The 26,811-nt window shown below is 67.2% G+C and carries 20 protein-coding genes and 2 pseudogenes; 10 read left to right on the top strand and 12 right to left on the bottom strand.

Annotated elements, in window-relative coordinates; translation table 11 throughout:
• Positions 1-44: 44 nt before the first annotated feature.
• Positions 45-755, bottom strand: a complete 711-nt coding sequence (locus LGI35_RS00220; protein ID WP_227291568.1) for a type 1 glutamine amidotransferase domain-containing protein — start codon at positions 753-755, stop codon at positions 45-47.
• A gap of 206 nt (positions 756-961) precedes the next feature.
• Between LGI35_RS00220 and LGI35_RS00215 the strand changes: the two genes are divergently transcribed.
• The gene (locus tag LGI35_RS00215; RefSeq protein ID WP_227291567.1) at positions 962-1,564 is read left to right on the top strand and encodes a TetR family transcriptional regulator; all 603 of its coding nucleotides are present in this window, start codon (positions 962-964) and stop codon (positions 1,562-1,564) included.
• A gap of 35 nt (positions 1,565-1,599) precedes the next feature.
• Here the strand turns inward: LGI35_RS00215 and LGI35_RS00210 are convergent, their stop codons facing one another.
• The 6 genes from LGI35_RS00210 to LGI35_RS00185 form a co-directional block, all read right to left on the bottom strand.
• On the bottom strand, positions 1,600-2,649 hold the full coding sequence (locus LGI35_RS00210) for a YhgE/Pip domain-containing protein (protein WP_227291566.1): 1,050 nt from the start codon (positions 2,647-2,649) through the stop codon (positions 1,600-1,602).
• A 720-nt stretch (positions 2,650-3,369) separates the two neighbouring features.
• Positions 3,370-5,418, bottom strand: coding sequence for a neutral/alkaline ceramidase (locus LGI35_RS00205; RefSeq protein ID WP_227291565.1), 2,049 nt, complete (start codon positions 5,416-5,418; stop codon positions 3,370-3,372).
• 338 nt (positions 5,419-5,756) lie between these two features.
• A complete protein-coding gene (locus tag LGI35_RS00200; protein ID WP_227291564.1) occupies positions 5,757-6,755 on the bottom strand; it encodes an alanine racemase in 999 nt (332 codons plus the stop codon).
• A 4-nt stretch (positions 6,756-6,759) separates the two neighbouring features.
• Positions 6,760-8,145, bottom strand: coding sequence for a D-arabinono-1,4-lactone oxidase (locus LGI35_RS00195; RefSeq protein WP_227291563.1), 1,386 nt, complete (start codon positions 8,143-8,145; stop codon positions 6,760-6,762).
• A 3-nt stretch (positions 8,146-8,148) separates the two neighbouring features.
• Complete coding sequence (locus LGI35_RS00190) at positions 8,149-9,651, bottom strand: amino acid permease (protein ID WP_227291562.1); 1,503 nt, start codon at positions 9,649-9,651, stop codon at positions 8,149-8,151.
• Positions 9,648-11,135 (bottom strand): aldehyde dehydrogenase family protein, encoded by a 1,488-nt coding sequence (locus tag LGI35_RS00185; RefSeq protein WP_227291561.1) that lies wholly within the window; start codon positions 11,133-11,135, stop codon positions 9,648-9,650. Before LGI35_RS00185 ends, LGI35_RS00190 begins: the two co-directional genes overlap by 4 nt.
• Positions 11,136-11,234: 99 nt before the next feature.
• Between LGI35_RS00185 and LGI35_RS00175 the strand changes: the two genes are divergently transcribed.
• Both LGI35_RS00175 and LGI35_RS00170 read left to right on the top strand, forming a co-directional pair.
• Positions 11,235-12,161 carry a LysR family transcriptional regulator gene (locus LGI35_RS00175; protein ID WP_264484650.1) on the top strand — a complete coding sequence of 309 codons (927 nt, stop codon included), beginning with the start codon at positions 11,235-11,237 and terminating at the stop codon, positions 12,159-12,161.
• 118 nt (positions 12,162-12,279) lie between these two features.
• The gene (locus tag LGI35_RS00170; protein WP_227291560.1) at positions 12,280-12,765 is read left to right on the top strand and encodes a transposase; all 486 of its coding nucleotides are present in this window, start codon (positions 12,280-12,282) and stop codon (positions 12,763-12,765) included.
• A gap of 179 nt (positions 12,766-12,944) precedes the next feature.
• Here the strand turns inward: LGI35_RS00170 and LGI35_RS00165 are convergent, their stop codons facing one another.
• Both LGI35_RS00165 and LGI35_RS00160 read right to left on the bottom strand, forming a co-directional pair.
• A complete protein-coding gene (locus tag LGI35_RS00165; protein WP_227300152.1) occupies positions 12,945-15,107 on the bottom strand; it encodes an ATP-binding SpoIIE family protein phosphatase in 2,163 nt (720 codons plus the stop codon).
• A gap of 583 nt (positions 15,108-15,690) precedes the next feature.
• A complete protein-coding gene (locus LGI35_RS00160) occupies positions 15,691-16,878 on the bottom strand; it encodes a PucR family transcriptional regulator (protein ID WP_227300151.1) in 1,188 nt (395 codons plus the stop codon).
• A gap of 160 nt (positions 16,879-17,038) precedes the next feature.
• On the opposite strand from LGI35_RS00160, the gene LGI35_RS00155 reads away from it, so the two are divergent.
• Positions 17,039-18,526 (top strand): long-chain-fatty-acid--CoA ligase, encoded by a 1,488-nt coding sequence (locus tag LGI35_RS00155; RefSeq protein ID WP_227291559.1) that lies wholly within the window; start codon positions 17,039-17,041, stop codon positions 18,524-18,526.
• 836 nt (positions 18,527-19,362) lie between these two features.
• On the opposite strand, the gene LGI35_RS00150 is transcribed toward LGI35_RS00155, so the two are convergent.
• On the bottom strand, positions 19,363-20,058 hold the full coding sequence (locus tag LGI35_RS00150; protein WP_227291558.1) for a TetR/AcrR family transcriptional regulator: 696 nt from the start codon (positions 20,056-20,058) through the stop codon (positions 19,363-19,365).
• Positions 20,059-20,320: 262 nt separating this feature from the next.
• Here LGI35_RS00150 and LGI35_RS00145 point away from each other — a divergent pair, with 262 nt between their 5' ends.
• Complete coding sequence (locus tag LGI35_RS00145) at positions 20,321-20,749, top strand: hypothetical protein (RefSeq protein ID WP_227291557.1); 429 nt, start codon at positions 20,321-20,323, stop codon at positions 20,747-20,749.
• Positions 20,750-21,036: 287 nt separating this feature from the next.
• Here LGI35_RS00145 and LGI35_RS00140 read toward each other — a convergent pair whose 3' ends face one another.
• Entirely contained in the window at positions 21,037-21,258 is a 222-nt protein-coding gene (locus tag LGI35_RS00140) for a hypothetical protein (protein WP_227291556.1), read from the bottom strand.
• 385 nt (positions 21,259-21,643) lie between these two features.
• Between LGI35_RS00140 and LGI35_RS46465 the strand changes: the two are divergent.
• Positions 21,644-21,765: pseudogene (locus tag LGI35_RS46465) on the top strand (IS701 family transposase); the annotation flags it as partial.
• A gap of 153 nt (positions 21,766-21,918) precedes the next feature.
• Here LGI35_RS46465 and LGI35_RS00135 read toward each other — a convergent pair.
• Positions 21,919-22,257, bottom strand: a complete 339-nt coding sequence (locus LGI35_RS00135) for an STAS domain-containing protein (protein ID WP_227291555.1) — start codon at positions 22,255-22,257, stop codon at positions 21,919-21,921.
• Positions 22,258-23,268: 1,011 nt separating this feature from the next.
• Between LGI35_RS00135 and LGI35_RS00130 the strand changes: the two genes are divergently transcribed.
• From LGI35_RS00130 to LGI35_RS00115, 4 genes and pseudogenes are all read left to right on the top strand, one after another.
• Entirely contained in the window at positions 23,269-23,631 is a 363-nt protein-coding gene (locus LGI35_RS00130) for a hypothetical protein (protein ID WP_227291554.1), read from the top strand.
• 50 nt (positions 23,632-23,681) lie between these two features.
• Positions 23,682-24,167 carry an Imm21 family immunity protein gene (locus LGI35_RS00125; protein ID WP_227291553.1) on the top strand — a complete coding sequence of 162 codons (486 nt, stop codon included), beginning with the start codon at positions 23,682-23,684 and terminating at the stop codon, positions 24,165-24,167.
• A 31-nt stretch (positions 24,168-24,198) separates the two neighbouring features.
• Positions 24,199-24,480, top strand: a complete 282-nt coding sequence (locus tag LGI35_RS00120; RefSeq protein ID WP_390956097.1) for a restriction endonuclease — start codon at positions 24,199-24,201, stop codon at positions 24,478-24,480.
• Between the two features lie 445 nt (positions 24,481-24,925).
• Positions 24,926-25,657 (top strand): annotated as a pseudogene (locus LGI35_RS00115) (DUF2637 domain-containing protein); the annotation flags it as partial.
• Positions 25,658-26,811: the final 1,154 nt, after the last annotated feature.

Genomic DNA, 26,811 nt, shown 5'->3' with positions numbered 1-26,811 from the left:
AGGTGCGTGGGCGCAGCCCTGACGTGGCGCAGTGAGCCGGCTGGTTAGCGTGCCGCGGCGTTCACATCGGCGACGAGTCGCTCGGCGAGGCGCTCGGAGGACGGCGGGTTCTGGCCGGTGTAGAGGTTACGGTCGACGACCACGAACGGGCGCAGTGGCAGACGGGCCTTGACGTAGTCCGCGCCGCTCTCACGCAGCCGGTCCTCCAGCAGCCAGACGGCCTTGCGGCCGAAGCTGTTGAACTTCTCCTCGAGGTTGGACAGCCCCGTCATCCGGTAGCCGGTGAACGGCCACGACCCGTCTTCGTTCGTCGCCGCGAACGCCGCAGCCGGCGCATGGCACAACAACGCCAGCGGCTTGCCCGAGGCAAGCACGCGCGTGATCAGCGCACCCGAGACCGGGTCGACCGACAGGTCCTCCATCGGACCGTGCCCGCCCGGGTAGAACACCACATCGAAGTCGTCCGGATCGATCTCGTCCAGCGACCGCGGACTGTTCAGCTCGGCCTTGATCGACTCCAGATACGAGGCCACCTCACGCAGCTTCGACGGCCAGCCCGCGGTACGGGACATGCTCAGCTGGTCCAGCGTCGGGACCTTCCCGCCCGGCGTCGCGATCGTGATCTCCCACCCGGCCTCGGTGAAGATCTTGTGCGGCATTGCCAGCTCCTCACCCCAGAACCCCGACGGATGCACCTCCCCATCCCTCAAGGTCCAACGATCAGCTGCAGACACAACGAAAAGCACCTTGGTCATGTCGACCCTTCCTCCTGCCGAGACGGCTCCACTGTCGACGCAGCGGACTTGGTAACCGTGATCTGGCGTGAGTGCCCCGAATCATCATCTGTTCTGAGCAGGGTCCGGGCGACTGGTCGCTGCCGCGGACCTCGCACCTCACGCTCATGACACGATACGCCACTCCTGGCATAGAGTGTCAACTGTGGCACTGGTAGCCTTCACGTATGAGGGAGACCACCACACCCGGCCTGCGCATGAAAACCCGCCAGGCCGTCACCGAAGCTCTGGCCGACACGGCGCTCGAGCTCTTCGACACCACCGGCTTCGATCAGGTCACCGTCGCCGACATCGTGGCGGCGGCGGGCATCTCCCAGCGCAGCTTCTTCCGCTACTTCAGCAACAAGGAAGACGTCGTCTTCGGCGACCGCATCCCCACCGCCGAGGAAGTCCGGGACGAATTGCTGAGGCATCTCGGCGGGAGCCCGGCGTGGGACGCGCTGCGCGCCACCTTCCAGACGGCCGCTCATCAGATGGACATCGACTCCGGGCGCTGGAAGCGGGCGACCCGCGTCATCTGCCAAACACCAGGTCTGCGCGCGCGATACCTCGAGAAGCATCTGGCCTGGACCGACGCCCTCGTACCCGAGATCGCGTCCCGGATCGACCCTGATCGTCCCGACGCCGAGTTGAAGGCTCAGACGATGCTCAACACCGCATTGGGCTGCTTCGATGTCGCCATCATGCGATGGGCCGACAGCGACACGGACCAGTCCCTCGCGACTCTCGTCGACGAAGTGTTCGGGTTCGTGCAGATCCCCCACGCCTGATTGCCAGCCCCCAGGCCGCACGCTCCCAAGCCCGCTCAGTCTGCGGCGCCGCGTGCTTCCGTCCCGACAGGGCCGGGCTCCGCGGCACGGCGCTGCCGGAGTGCCGCAGCGAGCAGGGTGATGAGGATGCCCGCGACTGCCCAGGCCGACAGCACCAGCAGGGAGGACGTCATGCCGTTGCCGTCGAAGTAGGAGATCGAGCGGGCCGCCCAGGTGCCCGCGCCTGGTGGCAAAGCGGGGCCGATCGCCTGCCAGAACGGCGGCAGCATTGGTGCGGGGAAGGCACCGCCCGCGCTCGGGTTGCCCAAAATCACGATGAGCAGGATCGCCAGGCCGATGCCGATGATGCCGAAGAGGCCCTGGAGGGCCAGTGTGGCGGCGCCGACCGCGAAGATGAGCAGCGCGCCAAGCCCCCATAGGGCCATCACGCCGCCCGGCAGGGCGCCCAGGATCGGTCCAACGATGATCGCGCCACCGAGTCCGCCAACGATCGAGACCAGTGCCATCGTGCCCAGGCGTGTTGCCGCGCGGGCCAGGTTGGCCGGGCGGGCACCGGCACTGATCGCCAGGATCGACGCGCACAGATAGGCGCCGACACACCAGCCGATGACCAGGTAGAAGGAAGACAGGCCGTTGAAGTCGTGGGGGGAGACCGGAGCCACGTCGACCGTCCGGACGGTACGCCCCTGGGCCTTATCCAGGGTGGCGGTGAGCGTGCCCAGCGCGATGGACAGGGCCCTGCCGCCGCCGGAGGCGACCAGCAGCGTGTCGGTAGTGCCGGCGGGGTGCGCCACGAGCGCGCCGTCGATGTCCCGGTTCATGATCTGTTCCCGCGCCGCCCCTTCGTCGGGCAACGCACGCGGATCCAGCGGCGAGCCAGGCAGCTTCTCAAGTCGGGTCACCGTCTGCTCAGTCAACGCCTGTGGTGCGACGACTCCGAAAGGCACGTCCTTGAGCCTGGGCTCGTGCAGTGCTCCCACATAGGAGGCGATGAACAGCAACTGCAATGCGATCACTCCGATCACCAGCAGCGTGGCCCGTGGAGTGACGGCGTCCTTCACCTCGGACATGATGCTCTGTCTCATAGCCTCAACAGTCCGGGGCGCCGGGCATCTGCGCAGACGGAAGGCACCCGAATGGCCGTAGTGCCTGGCGTATCTGCCTCTGGGGGAGAGGCCACAGCGGCTGCGTCCGGGCTCGGGAAGGCTTCGGGCGGAGCCTGGCAGGCGGTCGGTGACCGTCTGCCAGGTCAGGTCAGGTAGCCGCTGTAGGGGCGAGCGCGTCGGGATGCATCGCGGCGTGGACGATCGAATGGCGGCCATCCGGGCCGATCGCCAGGTCGAAGCGCTCCTCGCCGCCGTCTGCCAGGCGTGCATCACCCTTTCGAATCAGCCGCCAATTGCGTATAACGGCGCCCGTGCGGTAGCCGACGGCGTGGGATGCGACGGAAGAACTCCTGCTAGAGCGAGTCCAGTTGTAGGAGCGACTCGAGAAGCACACGCGTTGATCCGGCGACCGGCGTGCTGCCCGCCGTCACGTACCGCCCAGAGCAGGTGAGCGAGTTGCCCCAGGGCCTGCCGACGTTGAGGTAACTCGCCACCTCCAGCGCGGCGTAGCGGTCTGGAGGGCCGGCCCACGCCCCGGCCCTGGAGTCGTCTCCGCCGCCCCGAGACGCGGCCAGTGCATCGGCCCAACCCGCGATGCTCACCACGACGCCACCCGTGATCCGCGCGCTACCCCCTGCAAGCAACTGCGTGGGGCGTGGCAGGAGTTCGGCGTCTAGGCCAGCAAGATGGGCGAGGTTGTCAGGAGACGGAGAAGGGGCGTGAGATGCCGGTGAACGCGCTGATCGCCCCTGTCAGGCCGTTCTTGGCATCGCCATGGTGGACGATCCGGTACGTGCCCGGCGGGGTGCCGGGCACGATGTCCCACGTGATGGTCGCGGCGGATTCCCCGGTCACGACGTTGGTGCGCTGCCAGTGGAACTTCGTCTGCCAGTCGCCGTCGTCGAGATACCGCGCCCAGCTGCCGCCCTGCGACCGCTGGATCTCCAGGAAGGTGCCACCGCGGTGCAGGTTGTTCTTGGGGTGCCCAGTGACGAAGACCGCGGTCACCTGCTGGCCCGTCCGGTAGCTGCCGGCCGTGTCGGTGAGCACCTGGCCGTAAGAGCGCAGCGCGCCGGGGCTGTCCAGGACGACGCCGGTCTGGACGTTCAGCGTGCCGATGGCGGGGTCGGGCGGCAGTTCGCCGAGCGGGAGGCTGGCGCCGTTGCGCAGCGCGGAGGACAGCTTGGCGAACTCCTGCTGGTAGGCGGGCGTGGTGTATTTGCCGAAGAGCGTGGAGGCGCCCTCGTACTGCTGGCCCTCGTACTCCTCGGGCGTGGTGACGTACTGGCTGTACCCGTTGGTGTAGCCCTGCATTAGCACGTTCTCCAGCGGGACGCCGAGCTCCTCGGCCACGGTCCGGCGGATGCGGAGTCCGGAGACGATGGTGTATTCGGCGGGGCCGCCGATCAGGTAGAGCTGGCCGATCTTGAGAAGTTGCAGGGGGAGGACGTTGGGGGTCGCCTGGAGCAGTCCGCCGGGGACGACACAGGTCTTGGGCGACTGCTCGTCGGCGAGCCATTGCGGGACGTCGGAGTTGAGGTGGTCGATCAGCGGCGCGAGCGGGGACGGCGTGCCCTCGATGATGCCGGGGATGCCCGGTCCATCCTCGAGGCTGCCGGCCAGCGTGGAGAGACCGATGACGCCCGAACTGGTGTGATGGGTCTGGCCGTCGGGGGTGTAGCGGCCGTCGACCTGGACCTGAGACATGTCGACATAGCGCAGCCGGGAGTCGATGCCGCCACGGATCGGGGTGGCGGCACTGGCGTGGATCTGCTGCGCGGTGGTGCACTGGCGCATGCCGATGATCCGGGTGTTCTCGAACTCGTCCCCGGTAGGGCCGGATCCGGGTTTGAGATTGAGGTTGGGTGACATGTCGCCGGAGTTGGTCTGCGGGAAGGCAGCCACGAAACTGGGCGCGCCGTCGAGGTAGCGCACCCCGGCGGCGTCGTGCTCCCACGCGTAGGCGGCGTAGCCCTTGTTGTCGCCGCTGATCAGCGTGTTGGTGTTGGTCATGGAGGTGCCGTGGGTGGGGAACCAGCTGATCGCACCGACATCGGTGTGGCCTTGGCGGAAGCGCAGCACGGTCATCGTGGGGTCGATGCCGAGGGGGTAGACGTCCTTGTCCGCCTGGGGGTTGAGCTCGAAGGCGGGGCGGGAGCGGTTGACGCTTGCGTCGGTGAGCTCGCCGCGGCCAAGGGTGATGCTGCCGGGTTTGAGGTCGGCGTGGGCGGCGCCGATCGCCTCGACGATGCCGGCGACCACGGCGTCGAAGTTCTGCTCCTGGAAGCCGCCGATCGACAGGTTGTAGGCGAGGTCGTGTGCGCACCCGCCAGGTCCCGAGTGGGTGTGGGTCGCGCTGAGGGAGACGTTCTGCTCGGTGTAGGTGGTGCCGTACGCGGCGGCTAGCCGAGCCAGCACTGCATGGAAGACGGCGAACGGGAGGAGGCCTTGGTCGGTGTTGCACCAGGCGATGCGGTTGCCGCTCACGGGGTCCACGATGACGAAGGCCCGCGCCCGCAGCCGCTGGTGGATGCCGCTGGTCTGCTGGCCGATCACGGAGTAGCCCATCATGCCGCTCTCGGCGGCCGCGCCGGTGATGTCGGCGATCCCGCGGCCGACCAGATACGGGGACGGGGCGGACGCGTCCGCCGCCGCTGCGGCAGCCGGGCCGGTGCCAAGTACAAGGCTGCCCGCGGCCGCGGCCATCAACTGAAGTCCTCGTCTGCGCGTGAATGCTGGTGTTTCCATGTTTCTGCCTCCGTGTGGGTGGGATATCACTCGGGGTCATGGGTTGGACGACGCACATTCGCGGTCGGTGGAGCGGGGAGTTCGGGTGCCGCGGGGTGCGGCACGGTCGGCTGCGCCGTCCGGAGCAGCCGACCGCTGTGATCCACGCCGAGACAGGTTCTGACGCAGTGTCGGCAATGGGACAGGCCGAAAAGGGCGTTGGTCGCTAGCAGCAGTAAGGCCGGAGCGGGGCGGTGGATTCCGACGGCAATGCCACGAGGTATCCGATCGGTGCCTCACCTAGGCGATGCCCTCCTCTCAAGAGAGCGTGCCGGCGGAAGAGCCCAGCACAGCGATGATCACCAGCCCCGCATGTCGACCGGCCATGGCTCGACTACCTGCGAGCCGTCGACCAGGTAGAGGGTGTCGTGGAGCGCCACAGTGGGATCGACATGCGCGGGTCGTACGCGGACGAGGTCCCCCACACTGGGCCGGGCGCCACTTCCGGTGCGAAACGTGGTGTGCTCATCGGAGCAGAACCAGACTTCTGCTCCGTCGATGTGCGGAAGCCCGTGATCAAGGCTGAGCGATTTCAGCCCGACATCGACGACGGCCCAACCGGACGACACCGAGATGACCCGGCCAAGGACGAAGAGAGCCTGCTGGAAGGGCTGTCCGAGCTCTTGGTAGGCGGTATCCATGAGGGCGTAGGAACCGGCCTGGATTTCGTTGGCCCAGGTGTTAACGGTGCAGGTGCCGGTTCCCCCCGCGCTGATCAAGTCACCCCCGACCTCGGCGCTCGCAGCGAGCAACTGCTGCATGGCCTGCTCGGTTTGTTCCCGGCGTTCCGCCTCCGGCTGCACGAGCATGAGGTGGCCCTCGTACCCCATGACTCCACGCACGATCAGCCCGGCTCGTCGGGCAAGGTCAGCGAGCGCGCCGGCTGAGTCAGACGGGCAGCCGCATCGCGGCAATCCGACGTTGACGTCGATGAGAACCTCACGCACCCCGCCGGCAATGGCCGCCTCGATCGTCTCGGCCGAGTCCACGGCGACCGTCACGCGATGCCCGTCCTCAACCAGCCGCCCCAGGCGGCGGGTGTCGAGTACCTCGTTCGCGAGCAGGAGGTCCTCGCCGAGGCCGGCCGCTGCCATGGCTTCAACCTCGCGGATCGTCGCGCACGTGAAGCCCCGGTGCCCGTTGGCGTACTGGAGTCGGGCCAGACTCGTGCACTTGTGCGCCTTGACGTGCGGCCGGAGCCGCGCGCCGGGCAGCGCGGCACTCATCGTGTCGAGGTTGTGTCGAAGGGCTGCCTGCTCGACCAGAAGTGCGGGGGTCTGCAGTTCGTTGATCAGCACGTTCCTACCATCCCCTCTGGGCGTCGTCGTCGGCCTGGACGTGACCGCCGGCCGATGCCGAGGTACCGGTGCCCTCCACGGGTCCGAGCACTCGGCGCAGGTGGCTGTTGGTGAAGGTTCCTTGCGGATCGAGTCGCGACCGGACCGCCTGGAATCGCTGCCAGGCGGGGTAGCGGGCTGCCAGCGCGTCCGCCTCCATCAGGTGCCGCTTCCCCCAGTGCGGCCGGCCTCCGTAAGCCCGTGCTACGTCCTGAACGGCCCGGAAGTACGGCTTCCAGGGCATGCCCTGATACATGTGGACAGCCAGGTAGGCGGTCTCTCGACCGTAGGCCGGACTCAGGTGGGACAGCTCGTCGGGAGCCACGAACCGCACCTCGATCGGGAAGCCAACGTCAAGGCGATCACGGTCGATCGTCCGCAGGATCTCCCGGAGAACCTCAGAGCACGCGGCGCGCGGTACTGCCCACTCCATTTCGGTGAACCGCACCGAGCGTCTGCTGGCGAAGATTCGGTAGCTCTGATCGACGTACTCGGACGGTGTCATGAGCCGGGTGATGGCCCGATTCAGGCGCGGGATCTGGGACGGGAAGCGGCGCCCCGCCCGGCACGCCGTGTCGAACACACCGTTCTCGACGAATTCGGCGATGCCCTGTACCAGGTCACGTGGTGGTCGGACGGCGTCGTCGGTGCGGTTGTTCAACTTCACCAAGGCGGCATCGCTGTGGGGGAACAGGAAGAACTCGAAGTGATCGTTTCCGTCGACGAGTTCGTCCAGAGACCCGAGCGTCTCCGCGAGCGGCATGGATCTGGCTTCGGCCCGCAGCGCGAAGGCCGGCACGACGCGCAGGGTGTAGCTTGTGATCACGCCGAGCGCTCCGAGGCTCACGCGGGCTGCCTGCAAGACTTCAGGCTCATTGTCTGTGCAGGTCAGTGTGGTGCCGTCGGCCAGTACGAGGTCGAGGGACTCGATTTGGGTAGCGAGGTTTCCTAGCTTTCGGCCCGTTCCGTGGGTGCCGGTGGACATGGCGCCCGCGATGCTCTGCCGGTCTATGTCACCGAGGTTGGGCAGGGCGAGTCCGTGCTGGGCGAGCTGGAGGTTCAGATCGGCGAGGCGGGTACCTGCGCCGACGGTGACCAGCCCTGCCTTCGCGTCGACATGCTGCAGGCCGCTGATCCGGTCCAGGTTCAGAAGGAGGCCGTCGGTACAGACCTGGTCGTTGAACGAGTGGCCGGCCCCTACGACGCGGACGGTCCGGCCCATCGCGGCCGCACGCTTTGTTGCATCAGCGACCTCGTCAACCGATCGTGGCTGCAGTATTTGACGGGGCGTACACGTCTCGTCGCCGGCCCAATTGGTCCAGGCACCCCGCTGCCTTGTCTTGCGGCTCATCCCTCAACCCCCCTGCACTCGGATGCCATCGGATTGCTGGTGCTGCTGGCCGAGGACAGGCGCTCCGGCCTCGCCTCGGGCGAGCCGCGGCCGCAGCCCGACGAGCCACCACACTGCGGCGAGTGCCAGCCCGCCGAGTACGTAGTAGTTCGCCCTGCGGAACTCGTCCGGCAGTGTGAGCGTCAGGATGACGACGATGAGATAGGCGAGAGAGGCCCCGAACACGGCGCCGGCAAAGCGACCCAGGTTGAACGCGCCAGGGATCGCATCCAGTTGCCGACGCTTGTAACCGTAGGCGAGCACGATCAGGAGGTAGACGAGATACGGCAGCACCGCGGTAGCGCCGACGAGTGTGCCGAAGGCGTTGGAACTGTTGTAACCGAAGATCACGACCGCGACGTTGAGGACAAACCCCGTAAGGAGAGCGGCAATCGGCGTCTTCGTCGTGGGATTGACCTGCTTCAGCCGGGCGGAGCCAGGCAGCATGTTGTCGCGCGCCATCGCGAAGAGCAGACGCGCGATGACCGCGGCAGAGACCACCATCAGCGAGAACATCGCGAAAACGACCACGCCCACGAAAGCGCGTGCGAGACCCTCACCGAGCCAGTACTGGAGCACGGCGGGCAGGCCGCCGGCCGCGAGCGCCTCGTCGCTGGGGATGGCCACGGTGAAGCCGATCAGTACCAGCATGCCCAGCACCACCGAGACCACGATGCTCCCGAGGATCGCGCGAGGTATGGAGCGCTTGGCGTCAACTGCCTCCTCAGCCACATCGGCCGCGGCTTCGAACCCGGCCAGTGTGTACACACCGACCAGGGACGCCAACGCGATCGCGTACCCGTACGAGTGCCCAGGCAGGTGGTGATGTTCGGTGAGATATCCGATGCCGTGGTCCGATTCCTTGGCACCTGCGACCCAGAGGAAGAACAGCAGCAGGGCCAGCACGACAGTGCCGAGGATCTCCGTCAACACAGCGATGTTGTTGATCCGAGCGGCCACCTGCACGCTGATGATGTTGATGAGGTAGGCCAGCGTGAGCACCACAAGCGCGATGAACAACGTCATGCGCGGCGAAGCATCGTCGATACCGAGGACGTATTCGGCCAGCGGCGCGACCGCGAGATAGACGATGCCCGGCACACCGACCGCGGCGTACAAGATGCCCAGCGCGCCGATGAACCAGCCGTAGGCGGGCCCGATCAGTCGCGCCCCCCATTGGTAGCCGGCGCCGGCCAGCGGGATCCGGGTCCCCAGTTCGGAGAGCACCAGCGCGACCAGCAGCTGGCCGACGCCCACCGCCGGCCAGATCCAGATGCTCACCGGCCCCAACTGGGTTATCCCGAAGGTGAAGTTGAGGAAGATGCCGGTGGTGATCGACATGATGGAGAACGAGACCGAGAACAGCGAGAACCAGCTCAACGACCGGCGCAGCTCCTGCTGGTATCCGAACCCGTTGACCGTCTGCTCGTCTCCGGCCGTCTCGTCCTTCGGTCCGGGCCCTGTCATGTGGCATCCCCTTCACCGGCGGCACCGAGCACGGAGGCGACGACACCGTTGAGCAAGTCCCCATAGGGCGGGAACATCACGTCGATCAGGTCGTCCTTGCCGCGCCTGACGATGCCGCGCGGATTGGAGAACTCCCTGAATCCGTCCACCCCGTGGTGGCGGCCGTGGCCACTGCGGCCGATCCCGCCGAATCCAAGGGCCGGCACGGCCCCCTGCACCGCACACGTGTTGACGCAGGCCCCGCCGGAAACGGTTGTGGCCAGGACTCGTTCTGCAGCGTCGCTGTCCTGCGCGAAGACGTACAGTCCCAGGGGCCGCTCGCCGCGGTTGACGTAGGAGACGGCGTCCTCGACCTTGTCGTAGGGCTTGATCGGCAGGATCGGGCCGAAGATCTCTTCGCGCATGAGGGCGAGATCGTCAGGTGGGTCGATCACAAGTGTCAGCGGCATCTGACGGGTGGCCGCGTTCTGGTCGAAGTCGTCGATCTGCACGACGTCCACGCCCCGGGCTCTGGCTTCGTCGACCAGACCGACGAGCCGGTTGAGGTGGCGTTCGGTGATGATGCCTGTGCAGTCCGGCGAGGAGGCGAAACCCGGCACGTGCTCCTGCAGGTGTTCCCGTACCATCTCGGTGAACTGGGCCAGCGCGGCCCGGGGCACCAGGCAGTAGTCAACGGTGATACACATCTGCCCGTTCTTGACCAGCTTCGTTCCGATGATCTGCGCAACGGTGTCCGCAGTGACGCTGTCCTCATGCACGATCGCGGGACACTTGCCGCCGAGCTCAAGCGTGGTCGGCACCAGGTTCTCGGCAGCCGCCCGGGCGACCAGACGCCCGACTTCGGGGTTGCCGGTGTACAACAAGTGATCCCACGCTAGGGTCGGGAACTCCCGCGCCAGCTCCAGACCACCGGTGACGACGGTGACCTGCTCTGGCTCAAAGACCTCGGCCATCATCTCGCGCAGCAGAGCCGAACACGCCGGGGTGTACTCCGACGGCTTGATGATTACCCGGTTCCCGGCGGCCAGCATGTCGGCGAGCGGACCGAGCGAGAGATCGAACGGGAAGTTCCAGGGCGAGATCAGGCCGATGACGCCCTTGGGCTGGTAGGCCATGTCAACCTGCGCCGTTCCGAGGAGCCCGGGAGCCGCGAGACGGGGTTCCGGCGCCATCCACTCTTCGAGTTGCTCGGCGGCGAAGACGGCCCGCCCGGCCACGCCGAGAATTTCGACGAGATCGGCGAACCCCGCGGGGTGCACCGCGAAGTCCGCCGACAACGCGTCCTGGATGCGGTGCCGGTACCCAGTGATCACTCCGGCCAGTGCCCGCAGGTTCTGGCGACGCTGGTCGATGCCTGGTGCGGGGTCGCGCAGAACAGCTGCTTTCTGCGTGGCGAACGCTGCGCGCAACTCGGCGATGGCGTCGGCGTCATTCGCAGGGCCGCCCTGATCGGGACTGGGACCGACGGTTGTGGTGAAGGTCATCGCTCTCCCTTTGGCTCGCGGATGGCTCATGGTCGCGGCGTGTTGGGCATGACGTAAAACATCAATGTCGGCAGGATCTACAATCCCGAGGTTGTGGATATGAATCTGCGCCGACTGCGCTCCTTCGTCACGGTCGCCGAGGAACTGCACTTCACTCGCGCCGCCGCGAAGCTCTTCGTCGCTCAGCAATCGCTGAGCAAGCAGATCGCCCAGTTGGAGGCCGACCTCGGTACACCGTTGCTGCAGCGGACCTCCCGCAAAGTGGAACTCACCCCCGCCGGTGAAGTGTTCCTGGCAGCAGCTCGCGAAGCGCTCGCTCGCTTCGACCAAGGCGTGACCGAAGCCCGGCGAATAGGTCAAGGACAACAGGCCACTCTGCGCGTGGGCTTCATCGTCGGCGCCGCGCTCGAGCTGACCACGCACATCTTGAGCGAGTTCACGAACCGCCATCCTGGCGCCCGAGTCGAGCTCCACGAGTTCGACTTCTCCGATCCCACCGCCGGCCTGGCCGGCGCGATAACCGACGTCGCGTTCATCCGGCTGCCAAGCACTACGCACGGCCTCGTAACCACACCCCTCTTCACCGAGCCCTGCGTGGTCGGGGTGAGCGCAGCACACCCGCTGAGCACCCGCGACCGCGTCAGCGTCGAAGACCTCCTCAACGAACCGATCGCTATCGGCCGCACCGATGACACCGTCTGGCGACACTTCTGGAGCCTGGCGAACCACCGAGGCGGCCAGCGCCCGCAGAATCTCATCGAGACGCACTCGCAGAGCGAAGAAGTGGAAGTCGTCGCCGCTGGGATGGCCTGCAACATCACGCCGGCAGCGGCACGTCGCTACTCGTCCCACCCCGGCGTGCGATTCATAACGATCGATGACTATCCCGGCTCGACTGTCGCCGTGGCTCACCGATCCAATCAACTGAATCCGCTTGTCACCGCGTTCGTCGATGCCGCGAAAGCAGTTCGCGACCGCGAATCAGGGATCATTCAGACGATTCAGGGCGCTCCCGAGTTCGGCTAACCACTCCAGCCGCGCGGCGAGAGCTCGCAGTAGGCGACGTCGCGCCGGCTGGACAAGGCGTTCGCCGCGTTCTTCCCTCGGATCAAAGATGGGGACAAGCCCGGCTATCCGTGCTTTGGTGGGGGACTGGTTCGACACGGTGGACTTCCCGGGAAGCGGGGACGGCTTCCGGTGGAACTCCACCCCGCACGATCCCGTCACCCGCCTCCGCTTCCAGGGCGTTGGGCACGTCAAGGGCAACCAGCATCGCGCGGTCATCGGCAAGGTCAAGACCGTGTCAGCCAAGCGGGAGAGCCACAAGTGGTTCCTCGTATTGAGTGCCGAGCTGCCCCGGCCCGAGCCGCTGCCCGCGACCGGTTCAGTGGTCGGCATCGATCTTGGCGTCGCCTCGTTCCTCGCCACGTCCAATGGTGAACACGTCCCCAACCCGCGCCACGCCCGCAAGGCCGCCGCAAGACCAAGAACCGCAGCCGTAACCACCAGCGGGCGGTGGAGAAGGTCGCGGCGTTGCACGGCAGAGTGCAGTCAGCGGCTCGACCACGCTCATAAGACCGTGCTCGGCCTGGTTCGTGAGCACGACTTCATCGCGCACGAAGACCCCTAGATCCGCAACATGCGCAAGAGGCCCGCGCCGAAGCCCGACCCTGGGCAGCCGGGCGGATTCCTGCCGAACAGGGCAGCAGGCAAGGCCGGGTTGGACCGGTCGATCAGCTGCTGAGCACGTGTGTTCCGACGGGCGGGCAGAGACGTGCCGACCCTGCCGCGCTGACCCGGGGCGGAGGGTCAGGAGGAATCAGGAAGGGGCTGCTCTGCCCAGATCACTTTGCCGTCCCGTGTGTAGCGGGTGCCCCATCTTGCGGCGAGTTGCGCCACGAGGAACAGGCCGCGGCCGCCTTCGTCGAAGATCCTGGCGCGGCGCAGATGAGGAGAGGTGCTGGCGGCGTCCGCGACTTCGCAGGTGAGCGTGGACTGGAGGATCAGCCGGAGCCGGATGGGATCTCGTCCGTAGCGGATCGCGTTGGTGACGAGCTCGCTGACCATGAGTTCCGTGTTGAAGGCCAGTTCGTCCAGGTTCCAGGCGCTCAGCTGGTCGGTCGCGTAAGAGCGCGCCCGGGAAACCGCCGAAGGAGCGGAGGGCAGTTCCAGGGTGCCGACGTGATTGGCGTCCAGCCTGTGCGTGCGGACTAGGAGGAGGGCGACGTCGTCTGCCGGCCGGGAGGGGAGCAGATCGTCCACGAGCTGGTCGCAGGCACCTTCCAGCGAAGAGTCGGTCTGGCCTAGGCAATCAAGGAGCTTGGCCAGCCCGTGGCCCAGGTCGTGGTCGGGGCTCTCGACGAGGCCGTCCGTGAACAGGGCGAGAAGACTGCCTTCCGGCAGTTCGAGCTGGGCGGTCTCGAAGGGAAGACCCCCCAGCCCCAGGGGCGGTCCGATCGGTGCATCGGCGAAGTCCGGTTCCGTAGGACAGCCCTCGGCTGTGGGTAGCACCACGGCGGGCAGCGGATGTCCAGCGCTGGCCAGCGAGCACATCCGTGTCACGGGATCGTAGACCGCGTACAGGCACGTGGCGCTGATCCCGTCCATGTCCTGGCCCTCCTCGTGCTGCAGCCGGATGACTACATCATCGAGGTGGGTAAGTAGTTCGTCGGGCATCAGATCGATATCCGCGAGCGTGCGCACCGCCGTGCGCAGGCGCCCCATGGTCGCCGCGGCGTACAGGCCGCGGCCGACCACGTCACCGATGACCAGGGCCGTCCGGGCTCCGGAAAGGGGGATCACGTCGTACCAGTCGCCGCCCACACCAGCCCGGGCTCCGGAGGGAAGGTAACGGGCGGCTGTCTCGACGGCGCCGCGCTGGGACACGCGGTTCGGCAGCAGGCTTCGCTGGAGGGCCAGCGCGGTGGCACGTTCCTGGGTGTACATGCGGGCGTTGTCGATATACACGGCCGCTCTGGAAGTGATCTCCTGGGCCAGGAGCAGGTCGTCGTCGTCGAACGGCGCGGCGTTGCGGTGGCGGAAGAACTGCGCGATTCCCAGGGGACTGCCGCGGGCCCAGAGCGGGATCAGCAGCATCGCGTGGATGCCGAAGTCGTCGATTCGGCGCCTTTGGTCCTTGGATGGGGCGAGCCACGCCGGGATATCGGCAGAGGTGATGCGGTGACGCAGGGGACGTCCGGCGGCCAGCGCGTCGGCGGGGGCCGACCTTCTTGCGAAGCTGTGTGTGCTGCCAGTGGGCAGCGCCGACTCCGGACAGTCGCCCAGCACGGAGTGCTGGGCGACGCGCCGCACTGCCAGGGCATCCTGTGCAGGAGGAGGGCTTTCTCCGCTCAGGGCAGCGTCGAGGAGATCCACAGTGACGAAGTCGGCCAGATGCGCGGTCCCGACTTCGGCCAGTTCCTGAGCGGTGCGAACGATGTCCAGGCTGGTGCCGATCAGCCGGCTCGCCTCGTTGACCACGATGAGCCGCCGCTGCAGCCGGCTGTCCCGTGCCTGCTGGAAGGCCGTCACTACTTGTTCGGAGGTGAGGTCGATGTAGTCGAAGGATCCCGCGATCAGTGTGTCGGTCACCGCATCACGCAGCTTGGGGTCGGTGGTGAGGCGAGCCGCCTCTTGCCGGACCATGGCGAGGGCGGTGGCGTGCCCGATGCGGTAGGCGCGCAGCAGCTCCGTGATCTGCCCGCCGCGCTCCGCGAGACGCCTGGCGAAGCTGATGGCAGCCTGCGGAGCTCGGATGCTGGAGAGGCTGAAACCCTGTTCAAGCGCCTGGAGGACGGTGTCCATGTGCTCATAGGCAGAATGGGTGGCGAGATCGGTGAGGTCCTCGTGATCCCATACCGAGGGAACCTCCTCGCGCATGCTCGCCACCAGGGGGTTGACCAGCTCACCTATGCGCGGCCGGAGCCGGAGCGCGATTTCGCGAAGAAACGCATCGACATCGGTCGTCACCATCCGAATGTACCGGATTTCTGTGATGTGTCCGGTTTGCATCCTGGAAACCGTAGTCCTGGTGACGGCGGCGGTTGCACGGGGAGCGGGGGTGTCGACATCCCCGGTTGTGGCGGCGCCGCAGACGTATGCTCATGGGGCAGCCGGTTCGCCCCGCGTAACCGGCGCGGCACGTAGCCCCGCCCGAGAAGCCCTGAGGTAGCCACATCACTTCAAGGGGATGGGGAGGTTCGCGCCGAAGGCCATGGCGGTCTCTAGGTCGCCCGGCTCGGACCGGTGCGTCAGTTCACCGATCACGCTTGCCACCGTGGCTGCCAGGATGCGAGGGGCGAAGTCGTTGGGGGCGCCAACCCTGCCTTCGGCGTTCAGGGAGCGTGACACCCCACTGCAGCGATGACGTTGGCCTTGCGGCCCTGGCATCACAGAGAGAGGCAGGCCCATCACCGGCTTCTCTCCGGGTGTGCTCTGCAAGCGGCAGGCAAGGGGCCCGCCGCCGGGCTGGCAGTTGAAGGTGCCCCGCGCAGATCATGAAAGTGGCCACCGGGCGGCGCCGTTCCGAGCGGCTCTGCAGCGCCGCGAGGCCCTTTCAGGGGGCATCCGCCCCACCCGCTGCCTGGCGGCCGTCCCCGCCTCTGCGGTTGCGAACTGCCAGGAGTGCCGCGCCGATGTCCGCCGTCACCCGTGGATCGGAGAGGGGCCGACTGGTCAGTTCTTCGACACGGCGCAGCCGGTAGCGGACGGTGTTGGGGTGGACGAAGAGGCTCTGGGCCGCGACCGCGGCTGAGCCGGCGGCAGCGAACCAGTGCTCCAGAGTCCGCAGGAGACGGGATCGCTCCGCGGCAGGAAGATCGAGGACCGGCTGGAGAACCACCCCCACCAGGTGTGCGGCCTCGGCCGGAGCCGCAGAGACGACCATGGCCAGCGGGTTGTCGTCGAAGCGGGCCAAGCCGGGACCGGTGCCCTGTAGTCCGGCCAGGGCCAGACGGGCAAAGCGCAGCGCCTGCGGAGTTTCCCGCAGCGAGCGGAAGCACGGACTGAGACCCACACGTGCTCGAGTGCGGCGCAGGATCCGCAGGCACGTACTTTCTGCCGTCGCGGTGGGCAGGGCGATCAGCGTGAGTTGCTGGTCGGGCAACAGCCTCCAGGCGGAAGGAAGCTTCGCCTGGCGCAGTGCTGCCTCTGTTCCTGCGAGTGGTTCCTCGCCTGATGCGCAGGCCTCCGCCACGGCGACCGCATACGGCCCGTGCTCAGGTAGTCCCAATTCGCGGGCGGCCTCCCACAGCGTGCGCTCGGCGAAGATGCCGGTGAACAGCGCCTCCACCAGGGCTGAACGCCTCGCCTGCCCCCGCGAGGTCAGCTCCGCGGCTGTCTCCCGGTAGGCCACTGCCACCGCCTCCGCAAACAGACCGGACAGAGTCCAGAACTCCGCCGACTCCGACACCAGAAGATCGTCGGAGACCTCGGGGTGCATCTGTGCCTCCGCGAGGATCTCCGTCCACAGGAGCTCCGAGCCGATCCGGTACGCGTGCAACGTGTCCGCCAGCGGAACGCCCTGCTCCGCGCGGGCCTGTCCGGTCTCACGGGCCGAACTTGCGTCCGGGGTGCCTCCGCGGCGCAGGTGGGCCAGGACGAAGTCCGCGTTGGCGGCACAGGAACGGCACAGCGAGTCCAGGGAAATCAGCGACTCGTCGTTGTAGGCGTCGACGTCTGAGCGGATACGCAGCGCCATGCGCTCACCCAGTTCCGGAAGCCTTGACTGGAGCGCCGCAGCCACGCCCGAAAGGTTCATCTCCGCAGCTTAATGCCCTTGGATTGTCGCCAGGAACAGTCCAAGGGCTTGTTTGCTGTTCTGCTACCCATAGGGCACGGCTACAGACGACTGCAAGATGTCGGCGATGTAAACATTCGGCGGTTCCGTGTAACGGAGGCGGGTCATGGCCAATCTGGCAGGGTTCCTCGTGGAGACAGCGCAACAGCAGCCTGAGCGCCCCGCGCTGCGCTTGGGAGAGCAGGTCATCACCCACGCGGAGCTGGACGAACGCAGCGCCCGCGCCGCCACCCTGCTCAGGTCTCAAGGCGTGCGACAGGGAGACCGGATCGCCCTGATGCTGCCCAACGTTCCCGAGTTCGTCGTCCTGTACTACGGAGCCCTGCGCGCTGGAGCGGTCGTGGTTCCGATGAACCCGCTCCTGAAGACCAGGGAGACAGAGTTCCACCTCGCCGACTCCGGCGCAGTGTGGCTCTTCGAGTGGCATCAGGCCCCGGGGGAGGGTGCGCAGGGCGCAGCCGCCGCAGGCGTGCGGCATGCGGCCGTTGAACCCGTCGCGTTCGCCGCGACACTGGCCGGGCACGAGCCGCTGGCCGAGGTCGCCGACACGGACGGCGAGGACATGGCCGTCCTGCTGTACACCTCCGGCACCACCGGCCGCCCCAAGGGAGCCGTCCTCTCTCACGCCGGGCTGCGGCACAACACCGAGGTCAACAGCATCCACATCCAGCGGATGACACCCGAGGACGTGGTGGTGGGCTGTCTGCCGCTATTCCACATATTCGGGCAAATCTGCACCATGAGTGCGGCCGTCCGCAGCGGTGCCTCGCTCGTCCTCATCCCTCGCTTCGATCCGCAGGCCGTCCTGGACGCCATCGCCCGCGAGCGGGCCACCGTCTTCGAAGGCGTACCGACGATGTACGCGGCACTGCTGCACCACTCGTCGAGAGCGGACGTCTCAACACTGCGGATGTGCATCTCCGGCGGCGCCTCGCTGCCAGTAGAAATCCTCCACGGCTTCGAGCAGCGGTTCGACTGTCCGGTGCTGGAAGGCTTCGGCATGTCCGAGACCAGCCCGGTGGTCACGTTCAACCACCCCGACCGGCCACGCAAGGCCGGGTCCATCGGTACCCCCATCAGAGACGTGGAAGTACGGCTGCTGGACGACAAAGGACAGGACGTACCCCTGGGCGAGATCGGTGAACTGGCCGTCCGGGGACCTAACGTGATGAAGGGGTACTGGAACCGACCCCTGGAAACGAAGGCCGCCATCCCCGACGGTTGGCTCCGCAGCGGCGACCTCGCCCGCGCGGATGAGGACGGGTACTTGTACATCGTCGACCGCAAGAAGGACATGATCATCCGCGGCGGCTACAACGTCTATCCGCGAGAGATCGAGGAAGTACTCCACGAGCACCCGGCTGTCGGGATGGCCGCAGTGCTAGGTATCCCGCATGCCGACCTGGGCGAGGAAGTCGCGGCCGTGGTTGTACTCCACCCTGATGCGCAGGCCACGCCCGACGAACTGAGGGAGTACGTCAAGGACCGGGTGGCGGCCTACAAGTACCCGCGCCGGATATGGCTCGTGGACCTGCTGCCGATGGGGCCGAGCGGCAAGATCCTCAAGAGGGAGATCACCGTCCCAGTGGGATGATGACCGCATCTGATGAGCTGGCGGACCACGCCCAGCAGGCCCCGCAGGTCGTGGGCCGCGGCCGGCCGATGTCCGTTCTGGCTGGCCGTGTCCTGTGTGGCGTTCGTCCGCACCGGCCTCTGTCACACCCAGCACGCTCTCCAGCAGCGCCGCCGCTGCGCGGGTCCGAGTTTGTCCCGGCCCAGCCACTGCGCCTGCATGCATGCGCCGAGCTCCTCGCTCATCGACCGAGATCGATGCCGGACAGCCCGGTACCTCGGGGGAGGGCGTACCGGGCCGTCCGGTTCCCTAACCTGCCCTTGGACTGGCGGCCGACGCCAGCCTGGAACGTCACATGGGTGAGAGCCAGGCAGAGACGGTGCGTGGGGTCCGGGCCCTCGGACCGCGCGCATCCGAGGGGTGAAGTCGGATTCTCCGCGCGATGACCTGCCCAACGATGCGGGTAGCTGGCAGACACGCAGGGGTGGCTTCCTGCCGCCATGGTCCGCGCGCTGGCCACCGCGACCCGGCGGTTGGCGTTGCATCGTGACGTGTCGTCGTCATGCGACCTGACGCCGCGACAGCCCGCAGGATGGCGGAGATCACCCGCGAGGCGATGACCGTTACCGAGGTGCTCGAGAGTGCCGTGGCGTGGGCTGATCGCCCCGGGCCTGAGGAGGCACTGCGAGCCGCGCCGCAGAGCGCGCAGGGCCGGAGCAGCCGGAAGATGACGGCCGGACGGCCCGTAGTCGTGCCGCCCGGAGTGTTGTCCGGGGTCTTCCCGGCCCGGCCGGTCGGCCGAGGTGCCGGTCCGGTGTGATGTGCAGCTGTTGTCCGCGGCCTCGTCTTTCGTGTGGTCAGGACTGCTCGTGGCAGTCCTCTTTGGTGCACTCGAGAGTGACGAGGGTCTGGTCGACCTGCTGGCTGGTCAGAGGAGGTTCGGGCAGTTCGTGGGCGCCCTCGGTGCGGAAGGCGTCGAGCATCAGGTGGAGGTGGCGGCGCCAGGCTTGGGGAGCGATGGTGCGTGTGGCCTGGATGATCCCGGCTTGGGACCAGATCACGAAGGCGATGTCCTGCGCGGTGACGTCGCCGCGCAGGACGCCCTGTTCCTGGGCGTTGCGCATGATCTGGTTGCAGAGTTCCTTGGTGCGTTCGAACATCTCGCGGCCGGCCACGTGAAGGGGCAGCCGTGCCGAGACCAGGTCGTTGAAGGCGCGGTCGCAGGCCTGCAGTTTGCAGAGATTCTCCAGGTAGCGGCAGAACCCCTCCCAGGCGTCATCCATGGCCGCGGCTTCTTCCGCGGCGGTGAGCAGTTCCGCGTACTTCGCGTTGAAGAGCGTTTCGACCAGGTCGAGCCGGGTGGGGAAGTGGCGGTAGAGCGTGCCGATCGCGACGCCGGCCTCGCGGGCGATGCCCTCCAGGGATGCCCCGAGGCCCTGCTCGGAGAAGGCCGTGCGGGCGGCGGCCACGATCGCATCCCTGTTGCGTTGTGCGTCACGACGCAGGGGTTTCGCCGGTGTCTCCTTCGCGGACGGGACGTGGTGGTGGCTCATGACTCGAGCGTAACATGAGGCCCCCCTCGAATTCGGTTGTTGTCATGTTTCCGATCGCAATCTCGCCCCTCCGACGTGCTGTGATGAGCTTCACCGCAAACATGAGGCACCCCTCGGGTACGGTGGCAGAGCCGAATGTGAGGCACCCCTCCGGATGACCTTGCGGCAAGCCGACTGACCCGGGATTTCCGGATCTCGGTTCACATAGAAGCGGCGGCCGCCAACTCGGCGAAACCGCGGCAGTCTCGCAAGGGAAATGACCATGAACAGCATCATCAAGCGCGTCTCGATCGCACTCGCCACCACGGCACTGGCCGGCGGAGCCCTTCTCGGAGCCGGCGGCTCGGCGTCGGCAGCCACGACTGCGGTTCCCGTGCAGCACACGCAGTACGTGTCCGCCACCTCCGCGACCAGCAGCGAGCAAGTCGGCCGCCACACAGATGACGACCACCGTGGGCAGGACACTGTGCGCTACATGCGGGCTGCGGACCAGGTCGACGAAGCGGCTTCGTGGCACGGTGTCAGTGCCGCCCGCTGGTACGAGGACCAGGTCGACGAAGCGGCTTCGTGGCACGGTGTCAGTGCCGCCCGCTGGTACGAGGACCAGGTCGACGAAGCGGCTTCGTGGCACGGTGTCAGTGCCGCCCGCTGGTACGAGGACCAGGTCGTGTCGTTCCTGAACCACAGCTGACGCGGCCCAAGCTGCCCCACTTCGGAACGCCGGCGCCCGCCGTAGTTGCGGCTCCCTCTCGTGCGCCTGTGCTGAAGAGGTTGCAATGAGCCATATATATGCGGTAATTGATAGCAGACCCCACTCAGGCGTTGATTTGCGCCCTGCTCGCGACACCCAGTTCCACCGGCGCACAACTGCCTCCTTGAAGACATGTACAAGGTGGCCCCGTACTGGCGCATTCAGGTGCTGGGAGCCTGACCGCGCTGTGGGCGCTCTTAATCGACGACCGGGCGCAGTCGACGTACCTACTCGGAGAGTTCGGCCAGTACACCATCCACCACTGACTCGCTCCCCTCCTCGTCGCATTCATGACTGGCACGCCAGCGCTCCACCAGCCGGTTGCCTTCGGACCCCAGCATTCCGTTGTAATCACGGCGTGCAGCCGCAGGCGCCCCGACTGCCTCGGTGAGGACCTGGGTCACCACCGGCTCGACGACCGGGGCGGGATGGGGGCTGGCGGACGACACCGTCACATGTCCTGGGCGCGCGGTGGGCAAGCAGGGCCGCGGCGAGCTGTGAGAGTCCGGCGTTGTGGCTGCAGACGAACAGTACCCGGGGCAGTCCGCTGCCCGGCGCCCCTCGATGTGTGCCAGGGCTTCCAGGCGTTCGGCCGCCAGGCGCTCGGCCAGGGCGACCAGGTGCGTGGTACGCGAGCGGTCGCGGCCAGGTCACGCTTCGCCTGCTGATCTTTGCGCGTACGGGTGTGGCGGCGTACTCCGACGTGGTGTCGGGGTGCGCCGCCACGGGGTGGTGCGGGAGGGGTTGTGCAGTCAGCAGGAGATTCGGCGTCATGGAGGGGTAGCGCCGGGCGTGCTGGAGGTTGCTTGGCGCAGCATGGTGGACGAGTCGCGCCTGGAAGACGTCGGCCTGTCTTACGTCGTGCGGTGCCCAAGTCACAGCAGGTTCACGGCCCGCGCATCGACCACCTCATCGGCCAGGCGCAACCCGAGGCATGGCAACGCCTGTCCTGCGGCGGCGCCTGGACGAACAGCCCAGGTCAGGGACCGGGCTGGGCCATGAAATTGGGAGAGCATCTCGCCGTAGACGGTGCCAAGTGCCAGGCCGGACCTCGCGGGATCCGTCCCCGTCACAGTTGTGACGGGGGTCTGTCGTCGTCGCCCCTCATGTCACTCCATCGCGTTTTCTACCGAGTCATAGGTCGGCAGGAACTGGTGCAGGTTCGTGATGCGGAAAATCTGGAGAACACCCGGATGCGTGATCACCAGTCTTAGGTCACCGGCGTGCGTTCGGACCCGTTTGCCGAGGGCGACGAGGAGCTCGAGGCCCATCGAGTCCATGAACGGCACCCCCACCAGGTCCACGATGAGGTGATATCGGCCCGCTGCGATACAGGCGCTGATGTACTTGCTGATCCAGGGCACGGTGGAGACGTCGACCTCGCCGTGGACCTCGACGACGGTCCAGCCCTTCTCGTCACGGTGACTGATGGAAATTTCGGGGTGCATGGTCCGCCTAACAGCGATGCCGTGGGGCGAGGTTTCAGGTCATGCCTACCGCACACTCGTTCCGCATATGCACGAATGGCTGGCCATGACCCCCTCGACAGCGATGTGGGAGGGCAGTGGCAGATCCAGCTCGACCGCGCCCAGATGCAGCTCCTGCGCGAGATGTTGGCCGGACAGGAACTGGGTGGGCGCTGCCGGACTGGGAGGGGCCCAACCTGACCGGCCGGTCCGGCAGCCTCGGTGGCCGGGCAGGCGGTCGAGGCTGTCGGCCGGTACAGCGGGTGCGGGCATGGAGTGGAGGGGCACGCACCACGCTGGTCTATGAGCTGGGCCATGGGTAGCTGTCAGCCAGCTTGACCCATTCCTGGTCCACCTGCCCCGGCACGACACGCCCCTGCGCCTTCCAGTGGGCAGCCAGCGCCGCGAAGATCGGAGCACCGGACGAGGGCGGAGTTTTGTCGCAGGTGACCTGCGCAGGCCGGGGCGTCATCGTGGTCACGCAGTCCTCACGCGCGAATCCGTCTGCGGTCACCGTGGCACCGACGCTAGGTGCCGTCTCGGTGGACGTGGGGGCGTACGTAGGTCCCGGGCGGTCCTCGACGGTGAAGGAGGGCAGTACCCCCGGGCGGGGCCGGTTTCCTCGGCGCAACATTCGACGGTTTCGCCACCCACTGACAATGCTCGGCACTCAACCAGCTTCCTGTGTACGGCTGTTGGGCATCGGTCGGCGATTCTCGGTCGGGTGGTCTCGACGGCGGGTCGACTGTCAGTGCGGGGTGCTGTCATGAATGTGGCGGGGATCGGTTGGAGGGGGGATTGCATGTCTGGAAACAGGGGATGCGACTGCACCGATCACGCCGGCGGGGCCGCGCGCAGAGCGTTGCGTCCAGGGCCGGCGGGGGTGTTGCGGTGAGCCCGCGCCGACGCCGGCGCAACAGCGACGAGGAACTGCTCGTCGCCCTCGGTGTGCTTGTCGTCGTCGCGTTGGCGCTGGTCAAGGTCGGGCAGTGAGTGTGGGCGCACTGGTGGATCCTGGTCGTGCTCGGTTTCCTCGCCCTGCTCCTGCTCGCGGGCTGGATCTACCGGCAGGTCGACCAGATGCGCTCTGCCCGGCTGCGGGTCGAGGGCCTGACGTACTCGCTCGGACAGCTGGATGCCATGCACCACAGCGCCTTTGAGACCGCCATACGTGATCTGCTCGCCCGTGACGGCTCGCGCAACGCACTGCGCTGCGGTGGACGAGGGGACCTCGGCGCGGATGTGAAGGGCCACGATCCTCTCGGCCGGTACTGGTCTGTTAACTGCACCAACTCGGGAACGCGTTCGGTCCGGGGGGCCGCCCACGGCCGAGACGGTGAGAACGCGCACCCTTGATCGAGGCATACGCTGACGCGATCAACGGCTGAGCTGTCCCGAGGACGAAAATGACCCTGAACTGGCATGACACGAACGGTGGCCCGTTTGCCGCCGTTCCATCGACCGCAGTGCCGCAGTGGAGTGGCACCGAGGGCGATGACTATGACCGGGCCTGCGAGATCGTCGACGGGGTCGCCGTCTTGATGCTGGCGAGCGGCGACGAGGCCCTCGTATTCGCAGACGAGCCGATGTCTACGACTGTCCTGCCCGAGCACGGAGTCATCGCACGATGGTGCTACGCGGAAACCGAGGAGGACGTCGCCGGCTTGATCACTGACTCGCTGGCCGCCACGGAGTGGACCGGCGGGCCGGAGATGAGGACCGCCGGACCTCTCGTCATCTTCGACTCTGCCTATCTTGGCACCGAGGTGGGCACCCTCACGCAGGGCATCACGCTCGATCTTGATGCTGGTCGCTACAGAGTTGAGTCCACCGTCATCGAACCGGACAGCAAGACCCGGTTCCTCCTTAACCGTTTCGTCCCACTCGCCTGACAGCTCCTCAACCCTGCTAGTGCAGAGAAGGGTGATCCAGTGCAAGCACCGTAAGAAGGGCCTCGACGGCTCGGCGGTTGGCACTTTGGAGTTGCAGACCCTCAACGGCACCGGCCGGCCGGTGCTCGGCGGTGATGTCGTCGTGATGGTGACCAACGGGAAGATTTCCCAGCCCGCCCGGGTGTTCGCCTGGCAGCAGCGTCTGCATCTGGTCGACCGACGCGTGCTCGAGCAGTGGGCCCGCGGCCGTCGGCCGTTGTGGGAGATCCTCCCCTCGATACCCCAGCCACAAAAGCCTCCGCGACTGCGGTAGAGCAGCCAGAGCACCGGATGCGCGGCGGCTGGACATCGTGTCGTTCGAACGCCGATATCTGTGAGCCAGCGGCCCCTCAACGCGGCCCTGCGCATCTGGACCATTTCGGCCCTCAGTCCGTGCCATGCCGCCGGGCAGGGAGTTCTGGGGCCACTTGGGCAACCGAACTCTCTCATCCGGATTCCCATGCCGGCCCTCGCACCACACTTGCGATCAGGCGCCCTCGGCTTCCACCCGCTGAGGAGTGTGCCGACGGCGCCGCCAGGCGCGCTGTCGTCTGGAACAACCGGTGTGCAACTGGCCAGTTGTTGATTCCCTGTGTCGTGACTTGTTCGGGTGTGCAAAAGTGAAGTGTGAGGGGTGAGTTGACCGCGAGAGGTGATGGGGGTTGTTGGGCGTGCGGGGCGGGGGAGGAGCAGAGGGTGAGTTAGGGCCGGAGGGTGGTGTGGCCGCGCCACAGCTGATGCGGACGCACCGCGTACTCATCGGGGTGGTTGTCGCTGGTGTGGTGGTCGTCGCCGGTATTGGTTTCGCGGGTTCGTACGCGGCCGTTCGTGAGCTGGCGCTGCAGAAGGGGTTCGGGAACTTCTCCTATGTGTTCCCGGTCGGTATCGACGCGGGTATCTGTGTCCTGCTCGCCCTGGACCTGCTGCTGACCTGGATCCGCATACCGTTCCCCCTGCTGCGCCAGACGGCGTGGCTGCTGACCGCGGCGACGATCGCGTTCAACGGCGCGGCGGCCTGGCCGGACCCCCTCGGCGTCGGCATGCACGCCGTCATCCCGATCCTGTTCGTCGTCTCCATCGAGGCGGCGCGGCACGCGGTGGGCCGGATCGCGGACATCACGGCCGACAAGCACATGGAGGGCGTGCGCCTGTCGCGCTGGCTGCTCTGTCCGCTGCCCACGTTCCTGCTGTGGCGCCGCATGAAGCTGTGGGAGCTGCGCTCCTACGAGCAGGTCATCAAGCTGGAGCAGGACCGTCTCGTCTACCAGGCCCGTCTGCACTCCCGTTTCGGCCGCGCCTGGCGCCGCAAGGCCCCCGTCGAGTCCCTGATGCCGCTGCGCCTCGCGCGCTACGGCGTCCCGCTCGCCCAGACCGCTCCGGAAGGGTTGGCGGCAGCGGGGATCGAAGCACGGCTGCTGCCGGCCGCACCGCAGCTGGCAGCTCCGGAGCTGGAGCCGTCGATCGACGCCGTAGAGGTTCCTGCGGCAGAGCCTTCGAGCCCGTCGTTCGCTCAGCAGACGGAGCACTCTGTCGAGACGGCGGGCCCGATCGACTACTTCAGCGCCTACGAGGACTTCCTGGCTGAGTATCAGGTCGTTCCGACGGCGGCCCAGTTCGCTCACCATCTGCGGGACGAGTGGGGCGCTGCCCAGGACGACGGCAGCCCGCTGCCGGAGACGGATCTGACGCCGCTCCTGGCCGTATGTGCGGCCAGGGTCGAAGTGAACGGCGGCCACCAGGCCACGGGGGACGCGGAAGGCCCGCAGGCTGAGGTGCCGGTCTCAGAGGAGACGTGGGCGGCGTTCTACTGGGATGTGGCCCGCGCCTATGTCGAGGAGTTCGGCGACTCACCCGATACGGCAGTGTTCGCGCAGTACCTGCGAGAGCGCTACAACTTGGACGCTCCCGAGCCGCACCTGCTGCCCGCCGAGGTCACAGCGGAGCAGCTCCCGGCCCCTAGCGCCGCGGACACGACGCCCGCCGAGGGGCTGGCGGCAAGCCAGACTCCGTCGGACGACGTGGCGCCGGTTCCCTCGCAGCGGGACCGCGCGCAGATCGACGTAGCCCTCGACACTTCCACGACGCAGGACGACGCAGGGGATGCGGGGGAGGAGCTCGCACGGCTCACGAACCCCGACCGGTACTACCGCGTCTACCACAATTACGTGGACACCCACGGCATGGAGCCCAAGGGTGGAGCAGCCTGGGAGGAGATATCCCAACAGCTCGCTGCCTCCGGCGTACTGGGCGACAAGGGACGGCCGGTCAGCCCGAGCACGCTGCGCCGGTATGCACTGGAGCAGCGCATCTACCGCCGGTGGGCCGACGCATACGAGCGCCTGGGTGAACCCCCGACATACGAAGCACTGCTTCATCGGCTCGCCGACGACGGAATCAAGTCGGGCAACCGGCAGCTGACCCTCGACGATCTGCAGCGCGCCGAGCATCTCGCGTCCGGGTTCGAGCGCCGCTACCACGCCCTGCGCAGCCACCACAGCAGTGCGCACCCGTAGCCGTACCCACTGCGCAATACAGGGGAGGTGCGCACTCATCTGCGCAGTGGCCGACAGCTACACAGCAAGGCCTTGCGCAGTTCAACGAAGTT

The organism is Streptomyces longhuiensis (genome assembly GCF_020616555.1).
In the GTDB taxonomy this organism is placed as follows: Bacteria; Actinomycetota; Actinomycetes; order Streptomycetales; family Streptomycetaceae; genus Streptomyces; species Streptomyces longhuiensis.
Note: the sequence above shows the minus strand (reverse complement) of the source record. Positions and strands in the feature narration are given on the sequence as shown.

Excerpts from the sequence above, each read along its gene's own strand:
- LGI35_RS00220 (WP_227291568.1), bottom strand. The coding sequence starts at position 755 with ATGACCAAGGTGCTTTTCGTTGTGTCTGCAGCTGATCGTTGGACCTTG.
- LGI35_RS00215 (WP_227291567.1), top strand. The coding sequence starts at position 962 with ATGAGGGAGACCACCACACCCGGCCTGCGCATGAAAACCCGCCAGGCC.
- LGI35_RS00210 (WP_227291566.1), bottom strand. The coding sequence starts at position 2,649 with ATGAGACAGAGCATCATGTCCGAGGTGAAGGACGCCGTCACTCCACGG.
- LGI35_RS00205 (WP_227291565.1), bottom strand. The coding sequence starts at position 5,418 with ATGGAAACACCAGCATTCACGCGCAGACGAGGACTTCAGTTGATGGCC.
- LGI35_RS00195 (WP_227291563.1), bottom strand. The coding sequence starts at position 8,145 with ATGAGCCGCAAGACAAGGCAGCGGGGTGCCTGGACCAATTGGGCCGGC.
- LGI35_RS00190 (WP_227291562.1), bottom strand. The coding sequence starts at position 9,651 with ATGACAGGGCCCGGACCGAAGGACGAGACGGCCGGAGACGAGCAGACG.
- LGI35_RS00185 (WP_227291561.1), bottom strand. The coding sequence starts at position 11,135 with ATGACCTTCACCACAACCGTCGGTCCCAGTCCCGATCAGGGCGGCCCT.
- LGI35_RS00175 (WP_264484650.1), top strand. The coding sequence starts at position 11,235 with ATGAATCTGCGCCGACTGCGCTCCTTCGTCACGGTCGCCGAGGAACTG.
- LGI35_RS00165 (WP_227300152.1), bottom strand. The coding sequence starts at position 15,107 with ATGGTGACGACCGATGTCGATGCGTTTCTTCGCGAAATCGCGCTCCGG.
- LGI35_RS00155 (WP_227291559.1), top strand. The coding sequence starts at position 17,039 with ATGGCCAATCTGGCAGGGTTCCTCGTGGAGACAGCGCAACAGCAGCCT.
- LGI35_RS00150 (WP_227291558.1), bottom strand. The coding sequence starts at position 20,058 with ATGAGCCACCACCACGTCCCGTCCGCGAAGGAGACACCGGCGAAACCC.
- LGI35_RS00145 (WP_227291557.1), top strand. The coding sequence starts at position 20,321 with ATGAACAGCATCATCAAGCGCGTCTCGATCGCACTCGCCACCACGGCA.
- LGI35_RS00135 (WP_227291555.1), bottom strand. The coding sequence starts at position 22,257 with ATGCACCCCGAAATTTCCATCAGTCACCGTGACGAGAAGGGCTGGACC.
- LGI35_RS00125 (WP_227291553.1), top strand. The coding sequence starts at position 23,682 with ATGACCCTGAACTGGCATGACACGAACGGTGGCCCGTTTGCCGCCGTT.